The organism is Acidovorax sp. GW821-FHT09A11, from assembly GCF_059418365.1.
On the sequence record NZ_JBWKPS010000003.1, the window covers coordinates 724,249 to 749,639 of the forward strand.

Here is a 25,391-nt window from a genome sequence, read left to right on the forward strand (position 1 = left end):
GGCCACCACTGTCACTCCCCCTTTGAGAGAGAACGACCCCATGCGCCCATTGCAGGCCCCCGGGCACCAGCACACCCGCAGTCACCCAACCCAGCCCACTCAGCAGGACCGCCCGGTGGGCTGGTTCAAACGCGCGGTGGTGTGGCTGCTCACGGCCTCGGTGCTCAACACCGTGGGACTGCCCCTCGTCCACGCGCAAATGGCGCAGCGCAACCAGCTGGCGGTGCAGCAGCGCCTGCAAAGCGGTGCGCCAGCCGAACAATACGCTGACACCCTGGAGCAACTGGCCAGAGCGCTGAATCCCGAATCTGGCACCCCCGGCATCGCCGCCACCTTCACTGACGCAGCCTCGAGCCTGCCCGCCGTGCAAACGCTGGACCGCCAGGCCCGGGCGCTGCAGCGGGAATGGGAATCCCTGCGCAACACCTGGCAAAACGCAGGCGTTGAAGGCAGCGTTCTTGACCGCCAGCTCGTTCAGGAAGCCGCCTTTGCAGACAAGCACGAACAGCTGGTCAAGCGCCTCCAGGCCGTGCAGGAAGGCAGCAGCAATGGCAAGGCCGCGGCCTTGCAGGTGCTCAAGGAATTCATCGACGCAGAGGCCCCCGGCAAAACCCACCTGCCCCTCAACCTGAACAAGCTGCCCTGGCAGGCAGAGCGAGCCCGCCCCCAAGCGCCCATCCAGATGGATGGCCCTGAGGCAGAGCAGCCTCCATCCGCCGCCAAGGCCGCCACCGTGCAAAGCGCTAAAGCCGCCAGCGCCCCCAGCGCAGCCGACCTGGCCCCCACGCTGGATGCCCCCCACACCGACGCCATCAAGGCCCTGGCCCAAACCCTGGGCCACAACCCCCACAAGATCTACCAGTGGGTGCACGACAACATCCACTACGTGCCCACCCAAGGCAGCGTACAAGGCGCGCAAGACACGCTCGACAAAAAATCCGGCAACGCCGTGGACACCGCCAGCCTGCTGGTGGCCCTGCTGCGCGCCAGCGGCATCCCTGCGCGGTATGTGGCCGGCACCGTAGACATCCCCACCGCCCAGGCCCTCAACTGGGTGGGCGGCGTCCGCACCGTAGACGCCGCCCAGCAAATCTGGGGCCAAGGCGGGGTCAGCAATGTAGCCCTGGTATCGGGCGGGCAAATCAAGGCCCTGCGCATCGAACACACCTGGGTCGAAGCCCTCATCCAATACCAGCCCGGCCGAGGCACGCGCCACACCCCAGGCCAAAGCACCCCCGACACCTGGGTGCCCCTGGACGGCAGCTTCAAGCAATACACCTTCAAAGAAGGCATGGACCTGCAAAGCGCCGTACCGCTGGACGCCCAGGCCCTGTTGAACGCAGCCCAGCAAGGCGCAGAAACCAACCCGGCAGAAGGCTGGGTGAGAAACCTCAACACCAGCGCCCTGCAAAGCCAGCTGGGCAGCTACCAGGCCCGCCTTAAAACCTACATCGACAGCCAAAACGCAGGCCAAAGCACAGTAGGTGACGTCCTGGGCACCCGGCAAGCCACCATCGACCCGCTGCCCTACCTGGCAGGCACCCTGCCCTACAACATCAAGACGCGCATCCAAACCCACAGCGACCTGCCCACGTCCAGCAAAACGCACTTCAAATACGAAATCTACGCAGACGCCCGCAGCGCCGCGTGGGGCGACAGCCCCCTGCTGAGCTGGCAAACCCCCACCGCAGCCATCGCCGGTAAGAAGATCACCCTGGCCTGGGTGGCAGCCAGCGCAGCGGATGAGGCCGCCATCGCAGCCCTCATCCCCAAGCCCGCCCCCGGCCAACAGCTGGACCCCAGCCAACTGCCCAGGGGGCTATCGAGCAGCATCAACCTCAAGCCCCAAATCTCGGTGGACGGCACCGTCGTAGCCACCGGCCCCGGTATGCGCGCAGGCAGCGAACCCGTAGGTCAAGGCGGCTTCACCCGCTATGGCAGCCAGGACTGGGACGAAACCCAAGACCAGCTCATCGCAGGCCAGCAAACGGCATTGGGCCTGAGCATCCAGGGCATCAGCCAAGCCCAGCTGGAAACGCTGAGAGCCCGGATGAAGGTGAACAAGCAGAAGCTGGAACAAGCGCAGGCCGCTCCTGAAGCGCAGCGGGCGGCCATCTTGCAAGGCATGACTGGCGAAAATTTGACGGGGGATCTGCTGACAGGAACGATGTGGAGTTACTTCGCCAGCCTGCAGAGCCACGGCGCAATCGCCAGCGCCCAGGCCCAAACGATCGACCGGCCCGCCTTGAGCTACGGCCTGTTCCACGCCCAAGTCAAACCCAACAAGCTGTACGGCATCGTCACCACGGGCATCAGCTTCCAGGGGCTGAACATGGACATCGGGCACCTGCGGCACATCCGGTGGGTCAAGAACGACGACCCCAGTGCCGCGATCAACAACAAACCCGAACTCACCGCTAACGGCAAAACTGCAGCGCAAAACCGGTGGATTGCGTACAACAAGCTGCGGGGGCAATACAGCAGCGCCATGGAGCACGCGGTGCCCGAGCAGTTGTGGGTGGACGCGACGCAGTGCCAATACACCGACGAGCTAGGCCAAATCCAAAACCCCAACAAAGCAGACTGCGCACAAGCGGTCTCGGCAGTGAAAGCCATTGCCATCGCCCAGGCAGAAGGCCAGCGGATCTACACCATCAACCAAAGCAACGCAGCCACGGCATTGGCAAAGCTACCAGTGGGCGGCACAGTGGGGCAAGAGATTCAATCAGCCATCCAGGCGGGCAAGGAAGTGACCTTCCACGAGCGCGGAATCAACGCGCATGGGTTCTCGGGGTATGGGTACATCATTACCGACCCGGAGACGGGGGCTGGGGCTTACATGATTGAGGGTAGGGGGAATGGAGGGATATTGCTTGGACTAGCTCTTGGTCTTGTGTCGGGAATTGCGATCATCGTTGCTGGGCCTCTGCTTGCGGCGATAGTGGGAGCAATTGGGTTTGTGATTGGTGTGTATTTGGCTATGTATGAAGATAACAAATACAATCTAAATTTTTCTGGCGCAAGGCTTATAGGTTTAATGGCTGGGATCATACTTTCTGTAATTTTTGGCGGATATGTTGCTATTTATTTTCCGATTATATTTATTGGTGGGGCGGCTTGGCTGTTGTTGACGGTGGCTCGCTTGCTTGTCATTGAGGTTTTTACTTGATTTATTAATATGAAAGATTTCAAAGATAATATTAGAATAAAAAAAAATATGAAAATTACAGGATGGTTCCTGGTGCTGGAAGGAGCTGTGGTGACATTCTTGTGGATAGCAAATTATTTCTTTAAATGGTTTTGAGGCGATCTCCAAACCGCTGCGCAAAATTCTCCAATCGCGAGTATGCAGAATGCTCTTATTTTGATAGCTGCTCGCGTTTGTCCCAATTGCGCTAGAGCCTGATTTGTTTGTGAATCCTGTGGCCACTCATTTGCCCTCGCCTGCTCGCTTCAGGCGCGGTGGCGTTGGCACAAACGCCCGCAGGTATACACCATCAACCAAAGCAACGCAGCCACGGCCTTGCCCAAGCTGCCAGTGGGCGGTACGGTGGGGCAGGAGATTCAATCAGCCATCCAGGCGGGCAAAGAGGTGACGGTGCACGAGCACCAGATCAACGCGCATGGATGGACAGGGTATGGCTATGTGATTACTGATCCTGAAACTGGAGCAGGTGGATACATTATTGAAGGGAAGGGGAATGGGGGGGCGTTGATCTACGGGATCGCAGCTTTTGTCTTTGCGATAGCTGCCCTATTTATATTGGCGTGGTTGGGACCTTTTGCAATTCTCGGATACGGTTGGATGCTGATGGCAGCTTTTGCTTCGGCTGGAGCATATTTGGATGCGATCGGCGCGCAGGTCAATTGGTCTGCAATTTCTAATTGGATTGGTTTAACCTTGGCGGTAATTGGTCTTGCGGCTGCTATTCCAGCATTGGGTGTCCTGCTGGTGGGTAATGTTGCGATTGCTGCTGGAATAATTGGATTGATTTCCGCTATATATTCTGTGTTGAGTTGAATGAAATGTTTAAGATAATTTGCAAGGCATTTCATGAATACCGTGAAAGAAAACTAACAGTGGGGAGTTTTCTTGTTGGTTTGTATTTTTTGGCGCTGACAATTTTTTTTGTATATCAAGTTGGGCGCTATTTCTGATCGGCTTTGGTGTGCAAATCAGCCCGGTTGTGCAGACTTTGAGGGTGGTGGGCGCGAGATACAGAGCCTTGGGAAGGACTGAGTGGCTTCATTTACTCAGTGAAAACCCTCTATTCACCAAATGCAAGACGATCTTCTTTTGATAGCTGTTTGCGCTTTTCCTGCTTGCGCTAAAGACTTGATTTGGAATGAATCCTGCGGTTGCTTATTGGTCGTCGTCTGCGCGCTCCAAGGGCGTTGGCTTCGACACAAGCGCCCGCAGATGCCAATCCCCGCTGCTCATCCCATTTCAGCCCTGCGGAGGCGACAGCCAAAACGCAGGCCAAAGCACCGTAGGCGACGTCCTGGGCACCCGGCAAGCCACCATCGACCCGCTGCCCTACCTGGCAGGCACCTTGCCCTACAGCATCAAAGCGCAGTTCAAATACGAAAACCGCTGGATTGCGTACAAAAAGGTGCGGGGCCAGTACAGCAGCGCCATGGAACATGCCGTGCCTGAGCAATTCTGGGTGGACAAAACGCAATGCCGGTACACGGACGACCAGGGGCAAACCCAGAACCCCACCAAAGCAGACTGCGCGCAAGCAGTCTCAGCCGTCAACGCCATTGCTATCGCCCAGGCAGAAGGCCAGCGGATCTACACCATCAACCAGCGCAACGCAGCCACGGCATTGCCCAAACTGCCGGTGGGCGGTACGGTGGGGCAGAAGATTGCTTCGGCCATCCAGGCTGGCAAGGAAGTGACATTCCATGAGCGGCAAATCAATGCGCATGGGTTCTCGGGGTATGGGTATGTCATCACGGACCCGGAGACGGGAGCTGGGGCCTACATGATTGAGGGCCGGGGTAATGGGGGGTGGATGGATTTGGTGAATTGGGTGAAAGATAATCCTGGGTGGTCCGCAATTGCGGCCTTGGCTTTGGGGATAGTGGCAGGGGTTGGTGGATGGTTTGGTGCAATTCTATTGCTGATGTCTTTTGTTATTTCTGCTATTTCTATTTATCATGACATGATCGCGATCGCGAATGCAGAATGTGGAGTCCTTGGCTTGCAAGCATTGTTTGGGGCGCTAACAGCTATTGTTTTTGGGATCGGTCTGCTTGGAGGTGCAGTGGGCGCTGCGATTGCATTGGCAATAGCCGGATCTCTCATTTCGGCCCTTTATGCTGACGTGGCGAGTGCCATTAAAAAAATTCCTGGTGTCTGCTGATGATAGTTTTATCGATGGTTATATGGATTTTGACTTGTGCCTATGTTTGGTATTTCAATATCTATGATTTTGCATATTATTTAATTACGGCTTTTGTGTTCTTTGTGCCATGTGTTGATTTGATTGAAATCGTCGGGAGGGCCTTGGGGAAGGGGCGGGTGAGAAAAATGTGGGCCATCAATGGATTGGGTCTGATCTTCGGATTGTGGATATCTGCAGGAATTGCGTTGACCTCCTTTAGGATTAATGATGGAGCACATTTTTCTGATGTGATTTATTTGCCGTGGACGCTTGGATTTTTCATTGCCTTTTATTTTCTTGTGAATTTTTTTCTATTTTCTCGAAAATTGGTGTTGTGGGGCTGCAAAGGATGGCCTGCATAACTCCATGCGGTCTGTGATGGAGCGGGCTCGGGTGATTTGCACTACCTCCGGCTCGCAACGGTTATGTAGGCCGCCTTAAAGATATTTTTCAAACACCGCCTCGTGACCACGGGCATCACCTTCTAGGGGCTGAACATGGACATCGGACACCTGCGACACACTCGCTGGGTGAAAAACGATGACCCTAGTGCCCCGATCAACAACAAACCTGAGCTGATCCAAAACGGTAAAACCGCAGCGCAAAACCGGTGGATTGCGTACAACAAGATGCGGGGGCAGTACAGCAGCGCCATGGAACACGCCGTGCCTGAGCAATTCTGGGTGGACAAAACGCAATGCCGGTACACGGACGACCAGGGGCAAACCCAGAACCCCACCAAGGCAGACTGCGCGCAAGCAGTCTCAGCCGTCAAAGCCATTGCTATCGCCCAGGCGGAAGGCCAGCGCATCTACACCATCAACCAGAGCAACGCAGCCACGGCCTTGCCCAAACTGCCGGTGGGCGGTACGGTGGGGCAGGAGATTCAATCAGCGGTGATGGCCGGGAAAGAAGTGACGGTGCACGAGCGGCAACTCAATGTGCATGGATTCTCGGGGTATGGCTACATCATCACCGACTCGGAGACGGGAGCTGGGGCCTACATGATTGAGGGAAGGGGGAGTGGTGGATATATGGATGATAAAGCTCCTAGCTCTGTGAGCCTCCTGTTTTCATATTTTGTAAACTTAATTGGTGCTGCTGCCGATAAGTTATTTTCTTTGCTGGGTAATTTTCTTGGAATTATTCTTAATGTCTTGGGTGCGCTCGATATATATGACGGTTCTGAAGAGTGTAGAGGGGCTGGCGATGCTTTTGTGAGAGCCATTGCTTTTTACTCTTTTGTGACGATTTTTGGTCTTTTGCTTGGTTATGCAATATTGGGTCTTGGTTTTCTAGTGGGTATGGTTGCTATGTTTTACTACACTTTATTTGTTATGTCACTCAAGGATGCTTTCATACGTTGCCCAGTCAAAAATTAGTCTATTATGTTAAATCACTGGCCTATCCCATTATTTATTATTTTATCAATCGCTGCTTTTGAAAGAGGGAGTAATTTGGGTGCTGCACTGGCCTTTGTGTCTGCCGTACTGAGTGTTAGTGGCCCTATTTCAGTTCGAGAAAGAGGGCGGGGGCGAACTGTTTTCTTATTGATGGCAATTCTGTTGTATTTATCTCTTCGATTTTTCCGTCTGTGATGTTAATTTTTTGCATCATCGTGGAAAATTGTGCTGTTGCAATGCGCTATATTTTTTTGACGGCTACCATAAGCGTGCTTGGCGAGGCGAAAAAATAAATATATCACGTGATGTGGAGATTTTTATTTGTCGTGAGATTATTATTGACTTGGTTTTTGTGTCATTCATATTTTTGTGCGGGGCTTTTACTTTTTTCTTTGAGGGTGTTCTTCAATATTCATTATTCGCGAGGTTTGTGGGATTTTTGGTGGGTATTTTTTTGTTTCTATGGTTTTGGCATGTTCGTTAAAAGTAGGTTGATGATGGATGATCTGCTTGGCGACAAGGCGTCGCAGAAATATTGTTTTTTCTGTTGGGTGTTGAGAGCTGTGGGGGCGCGATCCTGAGTTTTGTTGAGCAGCCCCAAATCTGAAATCCAACTCCTGAATATCAGGTAGCTTGCACAGAGGACTTCATGAGATACGTGTATGTGCAGCCAGAATATCGCCTCACTGCGGTATTCCCCTTGCCGCAAGGCTGGAAACAACGATTGGTGACGAGGGGTGGCCTGCAGCACCAATGTTGGTACACGGACGACCAGGGGCAAACTCAGAACCCGACGCTGGCGGACTGCGCGCAAGCGGTCTCAGCCGTCAAGGCCATTGCCATCGCGCAAAGCCAAGGGCAAAAGATCTACACCATCAACCAGAGCAATGCAGCGACAGCGTTACCCAATTTGACAATTGGAGGTGATGTAGGCGCAGAAATCCGCAATGCCATCCAGGCAGGCAAGGAAGTGACATTCCACGAAAGCCAGATCAATGCCCACGGATTCACGGGATACGGATACATCATCACTGACCCGGAGACGGGGGCTGGGGCTTACATGATTGAAGGGAGGGGAAATGGGGCGATGCTTTTTATCGCGATAGCGTTGCTTTCGTTTGCATTCCCACCCCTTTGGTTTGTTATGGCTGTGAGCGTCTACTCCATCGCCACATTTGCTTCTCTCGCTGTACTAGTTGCTGCAATGATCTATGGTGTCCTGAGTTATATAAAGACTTTGGATAAGATACTGAGTCAAGAGAACTTGTCTCAGGATGAGAAGGATGGGGTCATAAAGGCTATATCAGCGTTGGTTGTGTTCTCGAATATATTAGGCGGGATAAAATGCGCCACAGAAAAAGGTGCTGCGTGGGCGGCGGCCGGCCTTGCGATACTGTCGACAGTCTTGCAACAAGCTGTAGGCTATTTGGTTGTTGCTATAGATTTGCTTCGTGAGGCAAAAAATGAAACTATCACATAATATGAAGATTGAAATCTTTTCTGGAATTGTAATTATTTCAGATATTTTATTTTCGTCGTTTGTGTTTTTGTGTGGTGCTGTTTTTTTTATTTTTGAAGATTCGGTGTCTCATTACTTTTTTCTTGTTGGAATAGTGGGGTTGTTGGTTGGTTTTTTATATTTCTATGCGTTGGCGATAGTTGCAAAAAAAATGTCAATTATTGAGGGTTTTCTAAAAAATACAGTTTCAAAAAGGCTTTGCCTATTTTGTTGGGTGTTGAAGGTTGCGGGAAGGTGGGCCTGAGCCCTGAACGTGGTATGGGATGCCTTTCATTACCGTGTCGGTGGCCTTAAATCAGACGTGCAACACACTCCCGTATCCAGGCGGCCTCAAATCCGAAGTGCGACACCTTCGATAATTGAGGCCGAGATGAATCAGAAAAGCTATGCACAGCTGAGTGATGCCTATAGTCCTGAGCCTGAGCATCCAGGGCATCAGCCAGACCCAACTGCAAACGCTCAAAACGCGCATGGAGGCCACAAAACAAAAGCTGGAGCAAGCACAGGCGGCCCCTGAAAGCCAAAGAGCAACGATCCTGCAAGGCCTGACAGGTGACCACCTCACTGGAGACCTGCTCACCGCCACCCTGTGGGGCTACTTCGCAGCACTGCAAAGCCACGGCGCCATCGCCAGCGCCCAGGCGCAGATGGTGGACCGCCCAGCGCTCAGCTACGGCCTGTTCCACGCCCAGGTACGCCCCAACAAGCTGTACGGCATCGTCACCACGGGCATTACCTTCCAGGGGCTGAGCATGGACATCGGGCACCTGCGGCACACCCGGTGGGTCAAGAACGACGACCCCAGTGCTGCGATCAACAACAAACCCGAACTCACTAGCAACGGAAAAACTGCAGCCCAAAACCGCTGGATTGCGTACAACAAGATGCGGGGGCAGTACAGCAGCGCCATGGAGCACGCGGTGCCCGAACAGTTCTGGGTGGACAAGAGCCAATGCCGGTGCACCGCCGTTGCGCAAACGGGGCGCCGCCAGCGTTGAGTCTGCGCCGGTTCCGGCTTGGTCGCTGAGGCGGCGGCTTGTGAAATGCCCGCCGTGACCACAGGTTCTGCTTGTGTAGGGTCTGTCGAGGAAGGCGGGCTGTCTGCGGTGTGCAGGCTGCTGACTTTGGAAACTGCGCCAGAACTCCGAGGGAAGCAGGGTCCCCCTGACACATCACCCGCAAAAATGGCTTGAAACGCCGATGTACCGGGCGCTAGCAGCTATCAAAGGAGATATACATCCTCATCCCCGCTCGCGCAGCGCCCGCTCGATGCGGTCGCGCCGCACCGTGGTCTTGGGCACCTTGAACGGGAACCACGTGCGCACGTCCTCTTCCAGGCCGATGCCGTGCATGTAGTTGTAGATGGCCTTCTTGAGCGCGCCGCCCAGCGCATCGTGGTCCACGCCCGTGGGGTCGATGAAGGCCACGTCGTTCTTGGCGAAGTCGCCCGGCGGCAGCGGCGCGAGGGTCACGCCGTACTCCTCGGGGTTCTTGCCCACGGGCGAGTGCACGGTGCAGGCAAAGCGGTGGAAGAAGCCGCTCTGGATGCAGCCGTTGGCGAACAGCTGGCGCACGTATTCGAGCGCGTCCACCGTGTCCTGCACGGTCTGCGTGGGAAAGCCGTACATCAGGTACGCATGCACCAGGATGCCCGCGTCGGTGAAGGCCCGCGTCACGCGCGCCACCTGGTCCACCGACACGCCTTTTTTCATGAGGGTGAGCAGCCGGTCGGACGCGACTTCGAGCCCGCCCGAGATGGCGATGCAGCCGCTGTCGGCCATCAGCCCGGCCAGGTCGGGCGTGAAGGTTTTCTCGAACCGCACATTGCCCCACCAGCTGATGCCCGCGTTGCGCGCGATCAGCTCGGTGGCCAGTGCTTTCAGCGCCTTGGGGGGCGCGGCTTCGTCCACGAAGTGAAAGCCCGTCTGCCCCGTCTCGCGCACGATGGCCTCGATGCGGTCGGCCAGCACCTCGGCGCTCGCGCCCTCGTAGCGGCTGATGTAGTCCAGGCTCACGTCGCAGAAGCTGCACTTCTTCCAGTAGCAGCCGTGCGCCACCGTGAGCTTGTTCCAGCGCCCGTCGCTCCACAGCCGGTGCATGGGGTTGAGCATGTCCAGCAGCGACAGGTAGCGGTCCAGCGGCAGGCCGTCCCAGGTGGGCGTGCCCACCTCGGCGAAGGCCACGTCTGCTTCCATCATGTTGATGTACTGGACGGTGCCCTCGTCGTTGCGCACGAAGGTGCGCACCAGCCGCTGGCGGCCGCGTTCGCCGCGCACATGTTCGAGCAGCGCCAGCAGCGGGCGCTCGCCGGCGTCCAGCGTCACGTAGTCGACATGGTCGAACACGCGCGGGTCGGCCAGCTCGCGCAGTTCGGTGTTCACGAAGCCGCCGCCCAGCACCGTCACCACCTGCGGATGGCGCGCCTTGATGGTCTGCGCGATGCGGAACGCCGCGTACACGGAGCCCGGGAAAGGCACCGACAGCAGCACCACCGTGGGCTGGTGGCGTTCGATGGCCTCGTGCGTGAGCTGCGCCAGCAGGTCGTCCACCAGCGTGGGCGGTGCGGCCAGGGCCGTGGCCAGCGGGTCGAACGTGGGCTGGCTGCCCGCCAGCGATTCGGCATAGCGCACGAATTCGAAGCGCTCGTCCACCGCGTCGCGCAGCACATCGGCCAGGTCGTTCAGGTACAGCGTGGCCAGGTGCTTGGCCTTGTCGTGCAGGCCCAGGGCGCCGAACGCCCAGCCCAGCGGGTCGCCGCCTTCGTCGTCCACATACACATCCAGCGTGGCGAAGCGTGGGCCCTCGGGCAGGTAGTTGCGGCCCGCGATGCGGTGGGCCAGCGTGCTGTCGCGCCCCTGCAGGAAGGCAATGGCCGGGCCGATGGTGGCCAGGTAGCGGTCCTGCTGCGCGGCAAAGGACTGCACGGCGGGGCTTTGTTTCTTGGCGGGCAGTGCATCCACCTTGGCGGCCACGGCCCTCAGGCCCTCGGGCGAGAGCAGCCGCAGCACGAGCGCCAGCGCCAGGTCCTCCTGGAACGCGAGGACGCCGCGCGAGCGCAGGAAGCCCGTGAGGTAGGCGGTGGACGGATAGGGCGTGTTCAGCTGCGTCATCGGGGGGATGACGGCGAGCACGCGGCACGGGGAAGAGGCCATGGAGCGTGGGGGTGGTGACCGCCGATTATCCCGGCACCGCGATGGTGTCCCTGGCGGTGTGGCTACTGCGGCGGCGGCGCGGGCCGGCTCAGCGGCGGGTGGGCAGCCCGCCGCGCGCCTGTGCCAGCGCGTCCTGGGCCTGCCGGCGCGCGCGCTTGACCTGGTACATCATCTGGTCGGCCACGCGCAGGGCGTCCTCGGCCCTGCAGGTCTGGTCCGGCGCCATGGTGACCGCGCCCACGCTGGCGCCGGCGTAGTCCAGCGATGCGCCCGGCAGGTCGAAGCGGCCCTGCGTGGCCTGGGCGATGCGCAGGCTCAGCGCATCCTGCGCGGTGTGCAGGGCGTCGCCGGCGTGTGCGCTCAGGCTGATCACCACGAACTCGTCGCCGCCCAGGCGCGCGGCCAGGTCCTCGGCGCGCAGCACGCCCCGCAGGCGCTGCGCGACGGCCACGAGGAACTGGTCGCCCACCTCGTGGCCGTGGGTGTCGTTGATGGCCTTGAAGCCGTCGAGGTCGATGAACGCGATCTGCACGCCCATCTGCCGGCGCCGGCCCTGCGCCAGCATCCGTTCCAGCGCCTCCATGAGCGCGCGGCGGTTGGGCAGCCCTGTGAGCTGGTCGGTGGCGGCCACGGCGGCCAGCTGTTCGTTGGCGGCCAGCAGTTTGTGGATGAGCTGCTCGCGCTCCACCTGCTGGCCGATGAGATAGGCGAACAGCGTGAGGATGCGTTCGGCCTCGGGCGTGCGCGGGCGGGCGTGGGTGCTGGCCGCGCACAGCGTGCCGTACAGCGCGCCGTTGCCGACGCGCACGGGCTGGCTCGCGTAGGTGCGGATGCCCAGGCCGCGCGCGGCCTGCGAATCGCCCCAGCAGGCGGGAACGTCGTCGGTGAAGGTGCGGCCCTCTTCCAGCGCGCGCTTGCACAGCGTGTCGTTCCAGGGCACGACCAGGCCCTCGGGGATCTGCATGGCGCTGGAGTTGCGCGCGTACAGCACGTGCTGCACGCCCTGTGCCTCGTCGATGGCGGTGAGGTAGGTGGACTCCAGCCCCGTCACCGCCTCCAGCATTTCCAGAAGCGGCCGCGTCAGCTCTTCGACGGAGTGGGCCGTGGAGACCGACTGGGACAGTTGCTCAAGAAGTTCACTCATAGACAAACATGGCTCGAATAGTGATGCGATACGCGCCGCCCGCGCGCCCTGGGGCCTGCCGGACTTCCGGACCGGATCAGGCTGCAGGCTCCGTCAGCGGCGGGGCCTGGTAGTTGTTCTTCACCCGCACGTAGTGTTCGGCCGAGTAGCGCAGGTACGCCATCTCCGCGTCCGTCAGCGCGCGCTGGCGCACCGCCGGGCGGCCCATGTAGAGGTAGCCGCTTTCCAGCACCTTGCCGGGCGAGACCAAGCTGCCCGCGCCCAGCATCACGCGGTCGCCCACCACGGCGTCGTCCATCACGATCGAGCCCATGCCGATCAGGCATTCGTCGCCGATGCGGCAGCCGTGCAGGATCACCGAGTGGCCGATGGTCACATGGCTGCCGATGAGGAGCGGCGAGCCCTCGGGCTTGCTGGCGTTGCGGTGCGAGACATGGCCCATGGCCAGGTCCTGCACGTTGCTGCACTCCCCCACCACGATGCGGTTCACGTCGCCGCGCAGCACGGCGTTGCACCACACCGAGGCGTCGCGGCCCAGGGTCACGTCGCCGATCACCTGGGCGGAGTCGTGGATGAAGACGCCGCTGCCCAGGCACGGGGCGGTATCGAGGTAGGGGGCAAGGGGCATGGGGTGGGAAGGAATGAGGGTGGTGGTGAAGAGAAAGAAGCCGGAATGCGCCGGGGCGCACGCAGCCGCCAAGCGTAGCGCCAAGCGGGGCTCAGCGCCGGAAGACGGGCCCGATGACCTCGATCTTGTTGGTCCAGACATAGCCCGCGAAGCCCCGGGGCACCTGGGCCAGCTGCGCGGGCGTGTCGATGCCCGAGGTGCCGGCGTCGCCCGCGCCGTAGGGGCCCAGCAGGATGATCTCGCTGCCCGCCTGCTGAAGCCGCTGCTGCAGCAGGTTCGGCCAGCCCCAGAGCCAGGGCGCGACGTTCAGAGGCACCATCACGGTGGTCTGGCGGCAGGCCTCGGGCACGATGCCGGCCCAGCCCAGGGCGATGTAGCGGCCCAGGCACTGCGCCAGCCCCTGGCGCGACCAGGTCCTGACGGGTGCCCCGCCCTGGGCCGCGAGCGCCCCGACGGCGCGCAGGGTGGGCTCGTCGCCCCCGTACGCGCCCCAGATGGCCTGCCGCCAGGCGGGCTGTCCGGCCACCAGCGCGGCGAGCATGTCGCCCTCGCGCGCCTCCCGGCTCTTGAAATTGACGAGAAAGCGCTGGCCGGGCATGGCCGTGAAGACCTCGGAGAGCTCGGGCATCAGCCCCACGCCCTTGCCGCGCAGGGGGTAGGTCCGGCCCCCGTCGGCGGTGTAGCCGTAGCCCACATCCAGCGTGCGCAGGTAGGACATCGCGTGGCTGCGCGTGGTGCCCCGGCCTTCGGTGCGGCAGTCCAGCGTCCAGTCGTGCAGCACGGCCAGGCGGCCGTCGGTGGTGGGGTGCACGTCCAGCTCCACGATGTCCGCGCCATGGGCGAATGCCGCCTGCATGGAGCGCACCGTGTTCTCGATGTAGTCGTGCGTGGGCGGCTCGATGCGCCGGGCGGTGCAGGTGTCCCGCTCCAGCCCCTCGCGGTGGTAGGTCTGGTGCACGCCCCGGTGCGCGATCAGGCGCGCTTTGGCGCCTTCGGGCGGCGCTGCGCGCCAGGAGGCGTTGAAAACCCAGACCGCCGCGGTGGCGATGCCCAGGCCGATGAGGAGGGAGTGGCGTTTGCGCATGGGAGGCGTGCCCGGGGAGGGGCTGGCGGTCGTGCGGCGAGCATTTTGCCCGGGCCGGGGTTCCCCGGCCTACGGCGCGCCGACCGCGTAGAACCCGAGGAACATCTCCACCGCATCGGCCAGCACCTGCTGCTGCACGGCAGGCGCCAGCGGCGGCTGACCCATGGCCAGCTGGGGCCAGAAGGCAAAGGACTTGACCATGCCGTGCAGCTGGTGGGCCGCGTACTGCGGGTCCACCCCCGCGCGCAGGGCGCCGTCCTGCTGGGCCGCGCGGATCCAGCGCGGCAGGCCTTCTTCCTTTTCGGACAGGCGCGCCACCATGGCCTGGGCGCGCTCGGGCGTGTGCATCATCTCGGCCATCGCCACGCGCGAGAGGTCGATGAAGCTCGCGTCGTTCAGCAGCTCCATCTTCTGCTCCAGCACCGCGAGCAGCTGCGCGCGCAGCGGTCGCCCCGCGTCATAGGCCACGTCGGGCAACGAATGGCTGCGCTCCCACAGGTGGTCCAGGATGGCGCCGAACAGCTCGTCCTTGCTGGGAAAGTGGTTGTACACCGTGCGCTTGGACACCTCGGCCGCCGCGGCCACGCGGTCCATGCTGGTGCCGTTGAAGCCATGTTCGCGGAATTCGCCGATGGCGGCCTGCACGATGGCCTCGCGCTTGCGGTCGGTCAGGCGGGTGGGGGCGATCACGGTGGCGGGCTCGGTCATTCCCCTATTTTACACCGGGTAGTTTACTTTTTTGAAAAGTGAACTACACTGTGCAGTGCACTTTTCGGAAAAGCATCCATGCTCCGCCGCACGCCCCGAATCCTTCTCATCCTCACCGTTGTCACCGCCATGGCCTACAGCATCCTTTCCTGCACCTCCTTGCCGGCAAGCTCCCATGAGCAGTCGCCCCAGCACGTCGATGGCAAGTTCCGCAACGCGGCGCCGCGCCAGGCCCCGGGTTTTGCCAAGACCCTGGGCATCATGTGGCGCTTCATGACGGACAAGCCCGCCGACGCGGTGCCGGCCCAGCCGCCCCAGGTGCTGCCGCTCACGCAGGCCGACCTGCTGGGCGCCCCCGACCTGAGCCTGTGGCGCCTGGGCCACTCGACCATGCTGCTCAAGCTGCAGGGCCAGTTCTGGCTGACCGATCCGGTGTTCTCCGAACGCGCCTCGCCGTTTTCCTTCATGGGCCCCAAGCGCTTCCATGCGCCGCCCATCGCCATCGACGAGCTGCCGCCCATCACCGGCGTGGTGCTCTCGCACGACCACTACGACCACCTGGACTTCGATGCCATCCGGCAGCTCGCCCCCAAGGTGGCGCATTTCGTCACGCCGCTGGGCGTGGGCGACCGCCTTGTCGCCTGGGGCGTGCCCGCCGCCAAGGTGCTGCAGTTCGACTGGTGGCAGGGCACCACCATCGCCGGCGTGAAGCTGGTGGCCACGCCCGCACAGCACTTCTCGGGCCGCAGCCTGTCGGACGGCAACCGCACGCTGTGGGCGTCGTGGGTGCTGGTGGCGGGGGACACGCGCATCTTCTTCAGCGGCGACACGGGCTACTTCGACGGCTTCAAGGCCATCGGCGAGCGCTTCGGCCCGTTCGACCTGACGATGGTGGAAACCGGCGCCTACGACGCCCAGTGGCCCGACGTGCACATGCAGCCCGAGGAAAGCCTGCAGGCCCACCTGGACGTGAAGGGCCGCCACCTGATGCCCATCCACAACGGCACGTTCGACCTGGCGCTGCACGCGTGGACGGACCCGTTCGACCGCATCACCGCCCTGGCCGGGAAAGCCGGCGTGCCGCTGGTGGCGCCGGTGATGGGCGAGCGGCTGGACATCCGGCAGCCCGCGCTCTCGCAGCAATGGTGGAAAAGGTAGGGGGATACCGCCAGCGCGGCGGTCGCTCGCCGGTCAGAGCCCCTTGCGGTGACTTCTGGAAGCTAACCGCGCCACTACCCGCGCGGCGGCCACGATCTCGGGCTCGCCGTAGCCCGCGTAGCCAAACAGCCAGCCTCTACGGTTCGATTCCATCGCATAGCGCGACAAGGGTGCCAGCATCACCCCGGCGGCGAGTGCGCTGCGGCTCAAGGCCTCGTCGTTGCTGCCGGGCGCGCATTCCAGCAGCAGGTGCATGCCCCGGTCGCTGGGCGCCAGCTGCAGCGCGCCGCCGCTGGCCTGGGCCAGCGCGTCGATCAGCACCTGCTGGCGCTCCTGGTACAGCTCGCGCATCTGCCGCAGGTGGCGCAGCAGGTGGCCTTCGGCGATGAAGCGCGCCAGCACCGCCTGGGCGTCGCCCGGCGCGTGCCGGTCGGTGATGGCGCGGGCCACGGCAAAGGCTTCCACCAGCGCGGGTGGCACGACCACGAAGCCCAGGCGCAGGCCGGGGTGCAGGGTCTTGGAGAACGTGCCCACGTACAGCACGCGCTCCGAGCCCGGCAGGCTGCACAGGGCGGGCACGCGCTGGGCCTTGCCGTCGTGCTTGCCGTACTGGAATTCACCGTCGTAGTCGTCCTCCACCACCCAGGCGTCGTGCGTGCGCGCCCACTGCAGCAGGGCCTGGCGCCGCGCCAGTGGCATGCACACCCCGGTGGGGAACTGGTGCGTGGGCGTGACCACGGCCATGCGCGCGCCGGGCCACTGCGCGGCGCCTTCGGCGATGCGCAGGCCCTGCGCATCCAGCGCTACCGGCCGCGCCAGCACGCCGTGGCCCAGCAGGCTGGCGCGGATGCCGGGGTAGCCCGGGTCTTCCACCAGCACCTCGTCGCCCGCGTCCAGCAGCAGCCGCGCGATCAGATCGATGCCCTGCTGCGAGCCCGAGCACACCACCACCTGCGCCGCATCGCAGCGGATGCCGCGCGACGCCCACAGCCACAGCGCGATGGCCTGGCGCAGCTGGGGGTCGCCCGCAGGGTCCAGGTACTGCGCGCGGGCGCTGCGCTGGCCGGGGCTGGCCTGGCGCGCCAGGCGGTCCCACAGCGCGAACGGAAAGGTGTCCACCTCGGGCGCGCCGATGCGAAATGCCCGCGCCGCCACATGCGGAGGCCGCCAGCGCGCGGCCGTCTCGGCAATGAGCTGCCCGCGCTTCGACAGCCCGCGCGGCGGCGCCACCAGGCCCTGTGCGGGCGCCACGCCCGCGGCCTGCGACACGTAGGTGCCGTCGCCCACGCGCGCCTCCACATACCCTTCGGCCTGCAGGCGCTGCACGGCCCAGAGCACCGTGTTGCGCGACACGCCCAGGCCCGCCGCGTGCTCGCGCGACGGCGGCAGGCGCGTGCCCGCGGGCAGGCGGCCGTGCTCGATGGCGCCGCGCAACTGCTCATAGACCTGCTGGCGCAGCAGGCCCTGGCGCGGGCCCGGAGCACCCGTGGCGGCGGCGACGGTCTTCGAATTGGCTCTGGCAACCGGCATGAATTGGCCCCTTCGTTGTGGCAATGCAGCCATAAACTGAAGAACCATTTTAGAAACCATCCGGGTCGCCTGCGAGGCCCGGTCCCCCAAGAAAGATCCTATGGCCGAGCACACCGCCACCATCGCCTGGTCCCGTGGCAGCGACGACTTTCTGGACAAGCGCTACCACCGCGCGCACACCTGGCAATTCGATGGCGGCGCCGTGGTGGCCGGGTCGTCGTCGCCGCATGTGGTGCCGCTGCCCTACTCCGACGCTTCGGCCGTGGACCCCGAAGAAGCCTACGTGGCCGCGCTGTCGAGCTGCCACATGCTGTGGTTCCTGGACTTCGCCTGCCGCGCCGGATGGCGCGTGGACAGCTACACCGATGCCGCCGTGGGCACCATGGCCAAGGATGCCGAAGGCCGCCTGGTGGTTGCGCACGTGCAGCTGCGGCCCGTGACGCGCTTCGACGCGGCGCACGCGCCCAGCAGCGCGGTGCTGGCCGACCTGCACCACCAGGCGCACGCGGCGTGCTTTTTGGCCAACTCGGTCAAGACGCAGATCGACTGCGCGCCCGTGCTGGACGTGGAAGGACCACTGACATGACCATTGCCAACCGCCAGTTCCAGGTGACCGACCGAGCCGTTCTGCACGGCCTGGTGCGGGACCAGCCCCTGGCCACCCTGGTCGTCTCGCACGAGGGCGCCCTGCACGTCAACCACGTGCCGCTGTACCTGGACCCCACGCGCGGCCCACACGGCACGCTGGTGGGCCACGTGGGCCGCGGCAACGGCGTGTGGCCGCTGCTGCCGCAGCAGGCGGTGGCCGTGTTCCATGGCCCGCAGGCCTACGTGTCGCCGTCGTGGTACCCGTCCAAGGCCGTCGATGGCAAACAGGTGCCCACCTGGAACTACGCCACGGTGCACGCCCACGGCACGCTCAGCGCGGTGGACGGCGACCCCGAGCGCCTGCGCGCGATCCTGCACACGCTGACCGAGGCCCACGAGGCGCACCGCCCGCACCCCTGGCACGTGGACGATGCGCCCGCCGACTACCTGCACAAGCTGCTGGGCGCCATCGTGGGCGTGGAGCTGGCGGTGGAACGCTGGGAAGGCGTCTGGAAGGTGAGCCAGAACCGCACGGACACGGACCGCGCCGGCGTCGTCGAGGGGCTGACGGCGCAAGGCACGCCGCAAGCGCTGGCCATGGCGGCGCTGGTGGAACGAGGGCCGGGCATCTAGCCAGTGATTGCTGCGATATTCATAGCTTGAAGCGCTTGATAGTAGGACGACAGAGCCTGTTTGGACCTTTAAAACCGCAGCATCAACCCGTACCGGTCGGGCTGCGCCTGTCGCAGCCATGCGCCGCGTTTCGACAGGCTCAGCGTGAACGGTGCTGGTGAGTGCCGAGTGGTGGTGGCACGACGTGGCGTGCGGCCAGACACCGCCCATGGCAACCCTTCAGCATCAGCCCTCCAGCATCTCCACGCGCAGCGACACCACCGGCCCGGCCACGGCGGGGTGCGCGGCCAGCGCGTGCATGGCCAGGTCCACCGTGGACTGGGCCGCCACGTCGGTGAGCACCAGCACCTGGGGATGGCCGGCGCTGGATGCCGCCTTGTCGGCCTGCAGTGTTTTTTCGGCCGCCAGCTCCACGCGCAGCACCGGCACGTGCTGCGCCGCCAGCCAGGCGCCCACGGCCTCGATCTGCTGGGCCGTGTGCACGGGCACCCGCAGGTAGTGGCGCGTGCGCACGGCGGCGCGCGGCAGCACGGCCTGGTCGTTGCTGATGGCGCTGGCATGAAAGCCCAGGTGCGGCACCCGCTGCGCCGCGTGGGTGCCATGAAGCCGCGCCACGTCCACCAGGTCGGCGATCACGGCCGACGCGGTCTGCTCGGAGCCCGCGCCCGCGCCGTAGTACATCGTCACGCCCGACGCATCGCCCTTGACCATGATGCCGTTCATCGAGCCATTGACATGCGCCAGCAGGTGCGTGGCGGGCACCAGCGCGGGCTGCACGCGCAGCTCCACGCCGTCGGCACCATCGCCGTTGACTCCATTGCCGTGCTCGCGGCGCCGCGCCACCCCCAGCAGCTTGATGCGAAAGCCCAGCTGCTCCGCGCAGGCCACGTCCAGGCCCTGCAGCGCGGTGATGCCCTCCACCTGCGCGTCGGCGAACCGCAGCGGCATGCCGAACGCATTGGCGGCCAGCAGCGTGATCTTGTGCGCGGCGTCGATGCCCTCGATGTCGAAGGTCGGGTCCGCTTCGGCGTAGCCCAGCGCCTGCGCCTGGGCGAGCGCCTCGGCAAAGCCCACGCCCTCGTCGCGCATCTTGCTCAGGATGAAGTTGGTGGTGCCGTTGATGATGCCGGCCACCCATTCGATACGGTTGGCCGTGAGGCCCTCGCGCAGCGCTTTCACGATGGGGATGCTCACGGCCACCGCGCCTTCGTACGCCACGGCCACGCCGTGCTGGCGCGCGGCGGCGAAGATCTCGTTGCCATGCTCGGCCAGCAGCGCCTTGTTGGCCGTGACCACATGCTTGCCCGCGCGGATGGCGGCCAGCACCCATTCACGCGCCGGGCCGGTGCCGCCGGCGGCCTCCACCAGCACGTCCACATCGGGGTGCGTGGCGACCTGCATGGGGTCGTTGGTCAGGGCCACGTCCTTGCCCACCACGCTCATGGCGCGGGCCAGGCTGCGGGCGCAGACCACCACCATCTTGATGCCCCGCCCCGCGCGGCCCGCGATGAGCGCCTGGTTGCGCGCCAGCACGCGGAAGGTGCCCGCGCCCACGGTGCCAATGCCGATCATGCCCACGCGCAGGGGGCGCATGGCCGCGGCGGAAGGCTCGAACGACGGGGCTTCTAGGGACTGGACGGGATCGCGGAACATGGGCTTCTCCAAACGACTGCAAAACAAACAAACAAAAAAACCCAGCTGCCAGAGCTGGGTTTCAGTCAATTCGTCTTGGGGGAGAAGAGAGAGCGATCACCAGGTGGCTGCCGAAACGGCCACCTGCGCGTGCTCAGGTGGCCGCGGTGGTAATGGTGGTAATCATTCGTGCACCCATCGCCCGCGTGAATGCGGACAGCATCATGCACATGCCCTGGAAGGCCGTGGCGCGTGCGGTGAAGGGGATGGCGGTGTACGACATGAAGGATGCAGTGTACCCGAGGCCCTTGGGCCGCCGTCAAGCCCATGCCGCGCCTGGTGCCGCGGGCAGGCGTCCGGGCAGCCCGCGACAGGGTGATTTTGCTATTGAATCAATAGCTTTTGGCGCTTCATGGATAAGCGCCAGGCGCCGATTTCTTTCTCATCGCCATCTCGCCAGCACCTGCGGCCTGCGCCCGCAGTCCCAGCTGCGCCATCAGCTCCATCGCGCCGGCCGGGGCCCGCTCCTTCGCGCCGTTGATGAAATACACGAACACATCGCGCGGCCGTTCGCCGCGGGTCCAGGCGCGCACGCCCTCGGCCCATTGCGCAATCGCCTCGGGCGTGTAGCCGGTGGGCACGTCGGCCTGGCTGCGCATCAGCCGCAGGTAGGCGAAGTCCGCCTCGGCATCGGCGATGGCCGGGAATTTCTCGGAATCGGTGTGCACCGGCACGCAGCCGTACCGGCGGGCCAGCGCGATGAAGGCCGGGGTGGCAAAGCTCTCGTGCCGCACGTCGAGCACATGGCGCAGGCGGCGGCCATCGACCTGTTGGGGCAGCAGCGCGAGGAAGGCCTCGAAGTCCCCCGGCTCGAACACCTTGGTGGGCATGAACTGCCAGACGATGGGGCCGAGCTTGTCCTTCAGTTCCGAGATGCCGCTTTCCACAAACCGCATGACCGAGTCGCCCGCCTGCGCCAGCACGCGGCGGTTCGTCGCGAAGCGGTTGGCCTTGAGCGAGAACATGAAGCCCTCGGGCGTCTCGCCGTGCCACTTGGCAAACGTGGGCGGCTTGAAGGTGCTGTAGTAGGTGCCGTTGACCTCGATGGCGCTGAGCTGGCGGCTGGCGTACTGCAGCTCCTTGCTGTGCGCGAGGCCCGCGGGGTAGAAGTTGTCGCACCAGGGCTCGAAGGTCCAGCCGCCGATGCCGATGCGGATGTGCTGGCTGCGGGTGCTACTGCTGTTTGCGGTGGTTTCCACGGCGTTCCCTGTCTGACAGTCCACGGGGTGGCCACTTTAGCAGCGCGACCGAGGCTGCGGCAACGCCCCGGACCGCCCGACGCCGCAGGGGCATACGGTGCGCCTGACTTATGCGGAGGTTTCCCGCGACCCCGGCACTTCCACGCGCGCCTCCAGCCCCGCACCATCCTCGCGCGGCCCCAGCACCAGCCGGCCGCCCAGCGCCTGGGCCAGTTCGTTCGCAATGGCCAGGCCCAACCCCGTGCCGCCGGTGCCGCGGTTGCGCGAGTCTTCCAGCCGCACGTAGGGCTGCAGCACGGCGGCCAGTTCGGCGGCGGGGATGCCCGGCCCCCGGTCCAGCACCCGCACCAGCCATGGGCCTTGGTGCCCGGCCTCCAGGCTCAGCTCGGCCGCGCCGGCGAACTTGATCGCGTTGTCCACCAGGTTGCACACCAGCCGGCGCAGGGCCTGCGGGCGCGTGTCGCAGATGCCCTCTGCCGTGTGCAGCAGCGACACGGGCAGGCCGGCATCGGCGTAGTCGAACGCAATGCTCTGCAGCAGCGCGCGCAGGTCCACGCGCTGCAGGGGCTCCCGGGCGGCCTGGGACGAGCGCGCGTAGGCAATGCCTTCTTCCACCAGCGACTGCATCTCGGCCAGGTCCGCGTGCAGCTTGCCCTGCAGCGTGGTGTCGTCCAGCAGGTCGGCGCGCAGGCGCAGCCGGGTGATGGGCGTCTGCAGGTCGTGCGAGACGGCGGCCAGGATGCGCATACGCTCCTCCAGGTGCGCCTGGATGCGCTGCTGCATGCGGTTGAAGGCCTGGGCGGCGCGCTGCACCTCGCGCGGGCCGTCCTCGGCCAGGGGCACGGCGGGGCGGTCGGCACCCAGCGCGTCGGCCGCGTCGGCCAGTGCGCGCAGGGGCCGTGTGGCCGCGCGCACGGCCCAGGCACACAGGCCCGCCAGCAGCGCCAGCTGCAGCGCCAGCGCGCCCAGCACCCAGGGCGAGACCTGCAGCCGGGGCTCGTCCATGTCCACGGCCAGCGGCGTGCCGTCGCTCAACTGGAGCTGCAGGCGCAGCTCGGTGCCGGGCACGCGGGGGTCGATCACCCGCACCGTCTGGCCGGGGGGCAGCGTGGCGCCCACGGCGCCCGCGATCAGGCGGGCCAGGTCGGACGGGTCCTCGGGCGCATCCAGCGGCGCGGTCAGCACAAACCGGTAATTGCGGCGCGCCAGCCGGTCCACCCACTGCGCGCGCTCTGCGGCGGGCAGGCGCTCCAGCATGGCCACGGAGCTGGCCACGTCGCTCGCCAGGTACGACACCATGGCGCGGCGCATGGTCATGCCGCGCTCGGTGAGCGCGAGCACGAAGGTCAGCGCATGCGCCAGCGCCAGGCCCAGCGCCAGCACCAGCAGGATGCGCCCGAACAGCGAGCGGGGCCACCCGCGCAGCGTCATGCGGCGGCCTCGTTGGAGGTTGCCGTGGGCAACACGTCGGCGCAGAACACATAGCCCTCGTTGCGCACTGTCTTGATGTAGCGCGAGCCCCGGGCACCATCCCCGAGCCGCTGGCGCACGCGGCTGACCAAGAGGTCGATGGAGCGGTCGAACACGTCGGCGTCGCGCCCCTGCGTGAGCTGCAGCAGCTGGTCGCGCGTGAGGATGCGCTGCGGGTGGTCCAGCAGCACGCGCAGCAGACGGTATTCGGCGCCCGAGAGCGCCACCACCGCGCCCGTGGCATCGAGCAGGTGGCGCGCCGTGGTGTCCAGCCGCCAGTCGCCGAATGCGAGATGGCGCGCGGGCTCGGCCACCGCCAGGTTGGGCGGCAGCATGCGCGTGCGCCGCAGCACCGCGTGGATGCGCGCCAGCAGCTCGCGCGCGGCGAAGGGCTTGGTCAGGTAGTCGTCCGCACCCAGCTCCAGGCCCAGGATGCGGTCGGCCTCGTCGCTGCGCGCGGTGAGCATGATGATGGGCAGCGGCGGCGCGCCGGGGCTGCGCAGCTCGCGGCACAGCGCAATGCCGTCGGTGCCGGGCAGCATCAGGTCGAGCACCAAGAGGTCGATGCGCTGCGTGGCCAGCACCTCGCGCATCTGCCGCCCATCGGCCGCCACGCTCACCTGCAGGCCCTGGCGTTGCAGGTATTCGGCCGCCAGCTCGCGGATGCCGGCGTCGTCATCGACGATCAGGACGTGGTCTTCGGTGGGCGTGCTCATGGGCCGTGATTCTCCGGGGTTTGCACTGGGTGTGGCGGCGGCGCGGCGGGCCGTATGTATCTGAACTTGTCGGGCGGCGCTGCGGACACGCACGCATACCAAAAGGCCTTGCCAGGAAATATCACCGATACGTCCGCTGGCTTCAATGCAGTCTTCCTGAACTTCACGAGGACCGTGCCATGAAGATGAACCCCTGGACAACCACCACGGCCGGGCTGCTGGCCCTGTGCCTGGCCCAATCCGCTGGCGCCCAGCAATCCCTGGCCGCCGCGCCTGCCAAGGCCCCGCTGGGCCGCTGGATCACCGAAAGCGGCAACCTGGAGGTGGACATTGCGCCCTGCGCCGGCGAGACCCTGTGCGGCAAGGTGGTGCGCGTGCTGGGCAACCGCTCCATGAGCGCGCCGGGTACCGAGATGGCGGCGGCCGACGCGCGGCCCGCGCTGGGCATGACCCTGCTGTCGGGCCTGCGCCCCAGCGATGGCGGCAACACCGAATACCAGGGCGAGATCTACAACCGCGAGAACGCCAAGACCTACCGCGCCATCCTCACCCCCGCCGAGCCGGACCAGCTGCTGGTGCGCGCCTACGTGGGCATCCCGCTCTTTGGCAAGACGCAGGTGTGGCGCCGCCCGGGCGCAGAGCACGGGGGCGTGCAATGACCATGGCCGCCACCTCGCCCTGGCTGGCCGTGGCCGCCGGCATGCTCACCGTGGGCGCGCCCTGCGTGCTGCCCATGCTGCCGGTGGTGCTGGGCGCGTCGGTCGCGGGTGGCACGGCGCGGCGCACGCGTCCGCTGTTCATCGCGCTGGGCTTTGCGCTCTCGTTCGCGGCCGTGGCGCTGCTGTTTAGCAGCTTCGCGCAGGTGCTGGGCGTGTCGCCCGGGGGCTTGCGCCGGTTCGCCGCCGTGATGCTGCTGGTGTTTGGCGTGCTCACGGTGTGGCCCCGGCCCTTCCAGTGGCTGAGCCAACAGGCGGGTGGCGTGCTCGGCCGCGTGGCCAGCCTGGGGCTGGGCTCATCGGCCGGCAACTGGGGCGGGCTGCTGCTGGGCCTGAGCCTGGGCGCGGTGTGGACGCCCTGCGCCGGGCCGGTGCTGGCCTCCATCCTCACGCTCATCGCCACCGAGCCGCCCGGGGTCAGCACGGCGGTGCTGCTGCTCGCGTATTCCACCGGCGCCGCAGTGCCCATGCTGGCCATTGCCTACGGTGGCCAGGCAGCGGCCAGCCATGTGCGCCGCATCTCGCGCCATGCGCACCGCGTGCAGCAGGCCTTTGGCGTGGTGGTCATCGCCGTGGCGCTGGCCATGCTGCTGGAGGTGGATGGGCAGGTCACCGCCTGGCTGTCGCAGTTCTATCCCTCGGGTTCTGGCGGGCTGTAAGC

Annotated in this window: 24 protein-coding genes; 13 read left to right on the top strand and 11 right to left on the bottom strand. The window is 64.4% G+C overall.

What is annotated here, in order from left to right; translation table 11 throughout:
• The first annotated feature begins 40 nt into the window (after positions 1-40).
• The 8 genes from AC07PV_RS10905 to AC07PV_RS10940 all read left to right on the top strand — a co-directional run bounded on the left by AC07PV_RS10905 (position 41) and on the right by AC07PV_RS10940 (position 9,310).
• On the top strand, positions 41-3,169 hold the full coding sequence (locus AC07PV_RS10905) for a transglutaminase-like domain-containing protein (RefSeq protein ID WP_494630225.1): 3,129 nt from the start codon (positions 41-43) through the stop codon (positions 3,167-3,169).
• A gap of 354 nt (positions 3,170-3,523) precedes the next feature.
• Positions 3,524-4,021 (top strand): hypothetical protein, encoded by a 498-nt coding sequence (locus AC07PV_RS10910; RefSeq protein ID WP_494601183.1) that lies wholly within the window; start codon positions 3,524-3,526, stop codon positions 4,019-4,021.
• Between the two features lie 325 nt (positions 4,022-4,346).
• Positions 4,347-5,369 carry a hypothetical protein gene (locus tag AC07PV_RS10915; RefSeq protein WP_494630226.1) on the top strand — a complete coding sequence of 341 codons (1,023 nt, stop codon included), beginning with the start codon at positions 4,347-4,349 and terminating at the stop codon, positions 5,367-5,369.
• Positions 5,369-5,752, top strand: a complete 384-nt coding sequence (locus AC07PV_RS10920) for a hypothetical protein (protein ID WP_494601179.1) — start codon at positions 5,369-5,371, stop codon at positions 5,750-5,752. Before AC07PV_RS10915 ends, AC07PV_RS10920 begins: the two co-directional genes overlap by 1 nt.
• Positions 5,753-5,887: 135 nt before the next feature.
• Entirely contained in the window at positions 5,888-6,772 is an 885-nt protein-coding gene (locus tag AC07PV_RS10925) for a hypothetical protein (RefSeq protein ID WP_494630227.1), read from the top strand.
• A gap of 670 nt (positions 6,773-7,442) precedes the next feature.
• Entirely contained in the window at positions 7,443-8,273 is an 831-nt protein-coding gene (locus AC07PV_RS10930; RefSeq protein WP_494630229.1) for a hypothetical protein, read from the top strand.
• A 1-nt stretch (position 8,274) separates the two neighbouring features.
• Positions 8,275-8,556: a hypothetical protein gene (locus tag AC07PV_RS10935; protein ID WP_218296363.1), complete on the top strand. Its 282-nt coding sequence runs from the start codon at positions 8,275-8,277 to the stop codon at positions 8,554-8,556.
• A 157-nt stretch (positions 8,557-8,713) separates the two neighbouring features.
• The gene (locus AC07PV_RS10940) at positions 8,714-9,310 is read left to right on the top strand and encodes a hypothetical protein (protein ID WP_494630230.1); all 597 of its coding nucleotides are present in this window, start codon (positions 8,714-8,716) and stop codon (positions 9,308-9,310) included.
• Positions 9,311-9,553: 243 nt separating this feature from the next.
• Here AC07PV_RS10940 and AC07PV_RS10945 read toward each other — a convergent pair whose 3' ends face one another.
• The 5 genes from AC07PV_RS10945 to AC07PV_RS10965 all read right to left on the bottom strand — a co-directional run bounded on the left by AC07PV_RS10945 (position 9,554) and on the right by AC07PV_RS10965 (position 15,028).
• Positions 9,554-11,464, bottom strand: coding sequence for a B12-binding domain-containing radical SAM protein (locus AC07PV_RS10945; RefSeq protein ID WP_494601173.1), 1,911 nt, complete (start codon positions 11,462-11,464; stop codon positions 9,554-9,556).
• An 88-nt stretch (positions 11,465-11,552) separates the two neighbouring features.
• Entirely contained in the window at positions 11,553-12,608 is a 1,056-nt protein-coding gene (locus AC07PV_RS10950) for a sensor domain-containing diguanylate cyclase (RefSeq protein WP_369640929.1), read from the bottom strand.
• A 76-nt stretch (positions 12,609-12,684) separates the two neighbouring features.
• The gene (locus tag AC07PV_RS10955; protein ID WP_218296359.1) at positions 12,685-13,236 is read right to left on the bottom strand and encodes a gamma carbonic anhydrase family protein; all 552 of its coding nucleotides are present in this window, start codon (positions 13,234-13,236) and stop codon (positions 12,685-12,687) included.
• Positions 13,237-13,327: 91 nt separating this feature from the next.
• Positions 13,328-14,320: a glycerophosphodiester phosphodiesterase family protein gene (locus AC07PV_RS10960; protein WP_218339335.1), complete on the bottom strand. Its 993-nt coding sequence runs from the start codon at positions 14,318-14,320 to the stop codon at positions 13,328-13,330.
• A 69-nt stretch (positions 14,321-14,389) separates the two neighbouring features.
• Positions 14,390-15,028 carry a TetR/AcrR family transcriptional regulator gene (locus tag AC07PV_RS10965; RefSeq protein ID WP_218296357.1) on the bottom strand — a complete coding sequence of 213 codons (639 nt, stop codon included), beginning with the start codon at positions 15,026-15,028 and terminating at the stop codon, positions 14,390-14,392.
• Between the two features lie 129 nt (positions 15,029-15,157).
• Between AC07PV_RS10965 and AC07PV_RS10970 the strand changes: the two genes are divergently transcribed.
• Complete coding sequence (locus AC07PV_RS10970) at positions 15,158-16,186, top strand: MBL fold metallo-hydrolase (RefSeq protein ID WP_494601431.1); 1,029 nt, start codon at positions 15,158-15,160, stop codon at positions 16,184-16,186.
• 33 nt (positions 16,187-16,219) lie between these two features.
• On the opposite strand, the gene pdxR is transcribed toward AC07PV_RS10970, so the two are convergent.
• Entirely contained in the window at positions 16,220-17,716 is a 1,497-nt protein-coding gene (gene pdxR / locus AC07PV_RS10975; RefSeq protein ID WP_494601170.1) for a MocR-like pyridoxine biosynthesis transcription factor PdxR, read from the bottom strand.
• A 100-nt stretch (positions 17,717-17,816) separates the two neighbouring features.
• Here pdxR and AC07PV_RS10980 point away from each other — a divergent pair, with 100 nt between their 5' ends.
• Both AC07PV_RS10980 and AC07PV_RS10985 read left to right on the top strand, forming a co-directional pair.
• Positions 17,817-18,302, top strand: a complete 486-nt coding sequence (locus AC07PV_RS10980) for an OsmC family protein (protein WP_218339338.1) — start codon at positions 17,817-17,819, stop codon at positions 18,300-18,302.
• Entirely contained in the window at positions 18,299-18,937 is a 639-nt protein-coding gene (locus AC07PV_RS10985) for an FMN-binding negative transcriptional regulator (RefSeq protein ID WP_218339339.1), read from the top strand. Before AC07PV_RS10980 ends, AC07PV_RS10985 begins: the two co-directional genes overlap by 4 nt.
• A gap of 225 nt (positions 18,938-19,162) precedes the next feature.
• Here AC07PV_RS10985 and AC07PV_RS10990 read toward each other — a convergent pair whose 3' ends face one another.
• The 5 genes from AC07PV_RS10990 to AC07PV_RS11010 form a co-directional block, all read right to left on the bottom strand.
• The gene (locus tag AC07PV_RS10990) at positions 19,163-20,590 is read right to left on the bottom strand and encodes a homoserine dehydrogenase (RefSeq protein WP_492806726.1); all 1,428 of its coding nucleotides are present in this window, start codon (positions 20,588-20,590) and stop codon (positions 19,163-19,165) included.
• 133 nt (positions 20,591-20,723) lie between these two features.
• On the bottom strand, positions 20,724-20,852 hold the full coding sequence (locus tag AC07PV_RS10995; RefSeq protein WP_255590954.1) for a hypothetical protein: 129 nt from the start codon (positions 20,850-20,852) through the stop codon (positions 20,724-20,726).
• Between the two features lie 127 nt (positions 20,853-20,979).
• Complete coding sequence (locus AC07PV_RS11000; protein ID WP_492806725.1) at positions 20,980-21,828, bottom strand: DUF72 domain-containing protein; 849 nt, start codon at positions 21,826-21,828, stop codon at positions 20,980-20,982.
• A 108-nt stretch (positions 21,829-21,936) separates the two neighbouring features.
• Positions 21,937-23,259 (bottom strand): ATP-binding protein, encoded by a 1,323-nt coding sequence (locus AC07PV_RS11005; RefSeq protein ID WP_494630231.1) that lies wholly within the window; start codon positions 23,257-23,259, stop codon positions 21,937-21,939.
• Complete coding sequence (locus AC07PV_RS11010) at positions 23,256-24,014, bottom strand: response regulator (protein WP_494630232.1); 759 nt, start codon at positions 24,012-24,014, stop codon at positions 23,256-23,258. Before AC07PV_RS11010 ends, AC07PV_RS11005 begins: the two co-directional genes overlap by 4 nt.
• 179 nt (positions 24,015-24,193) lie before the next feature.
• Here AC07PV_RS11010 and AC07PV_RS11015 point away from each other — a divergent pair, with 179 nt between their 5' ends.
• Positions 24,194-24,673 carry a DUF2147 domain-containing protein gene (locus tag AC07PV_RS11015; RefSeq protein ID WP_492806722.1) on the top strand — a complete coding sequence of 160 codons (480 nt, stop codon included), beginning with the start codon at positions 24,194-24,196 and terminating at the stop codon, positions 24,671-24,673.
• The gene (locus AC07PV_RS11020) at positions 24,670-25,389 is read left to right on the top strand and encodes a cytochrome c biogenesis CcdA family protein (RefSeq protein ID WP_492806721.1); all 720 of its coding nucleotides are present in this window, start codon (positions 24,670-24,672) and stop codon (positions 25,387-25,389) included. Before AC07PV_RS11015 ends, AC07PV_RS11020 begins: the two co-directional genes overlap by 4 nt.
• The last annotated feature ends 2 nt before the right edge of the window (positions 25,390-25,391 follow it).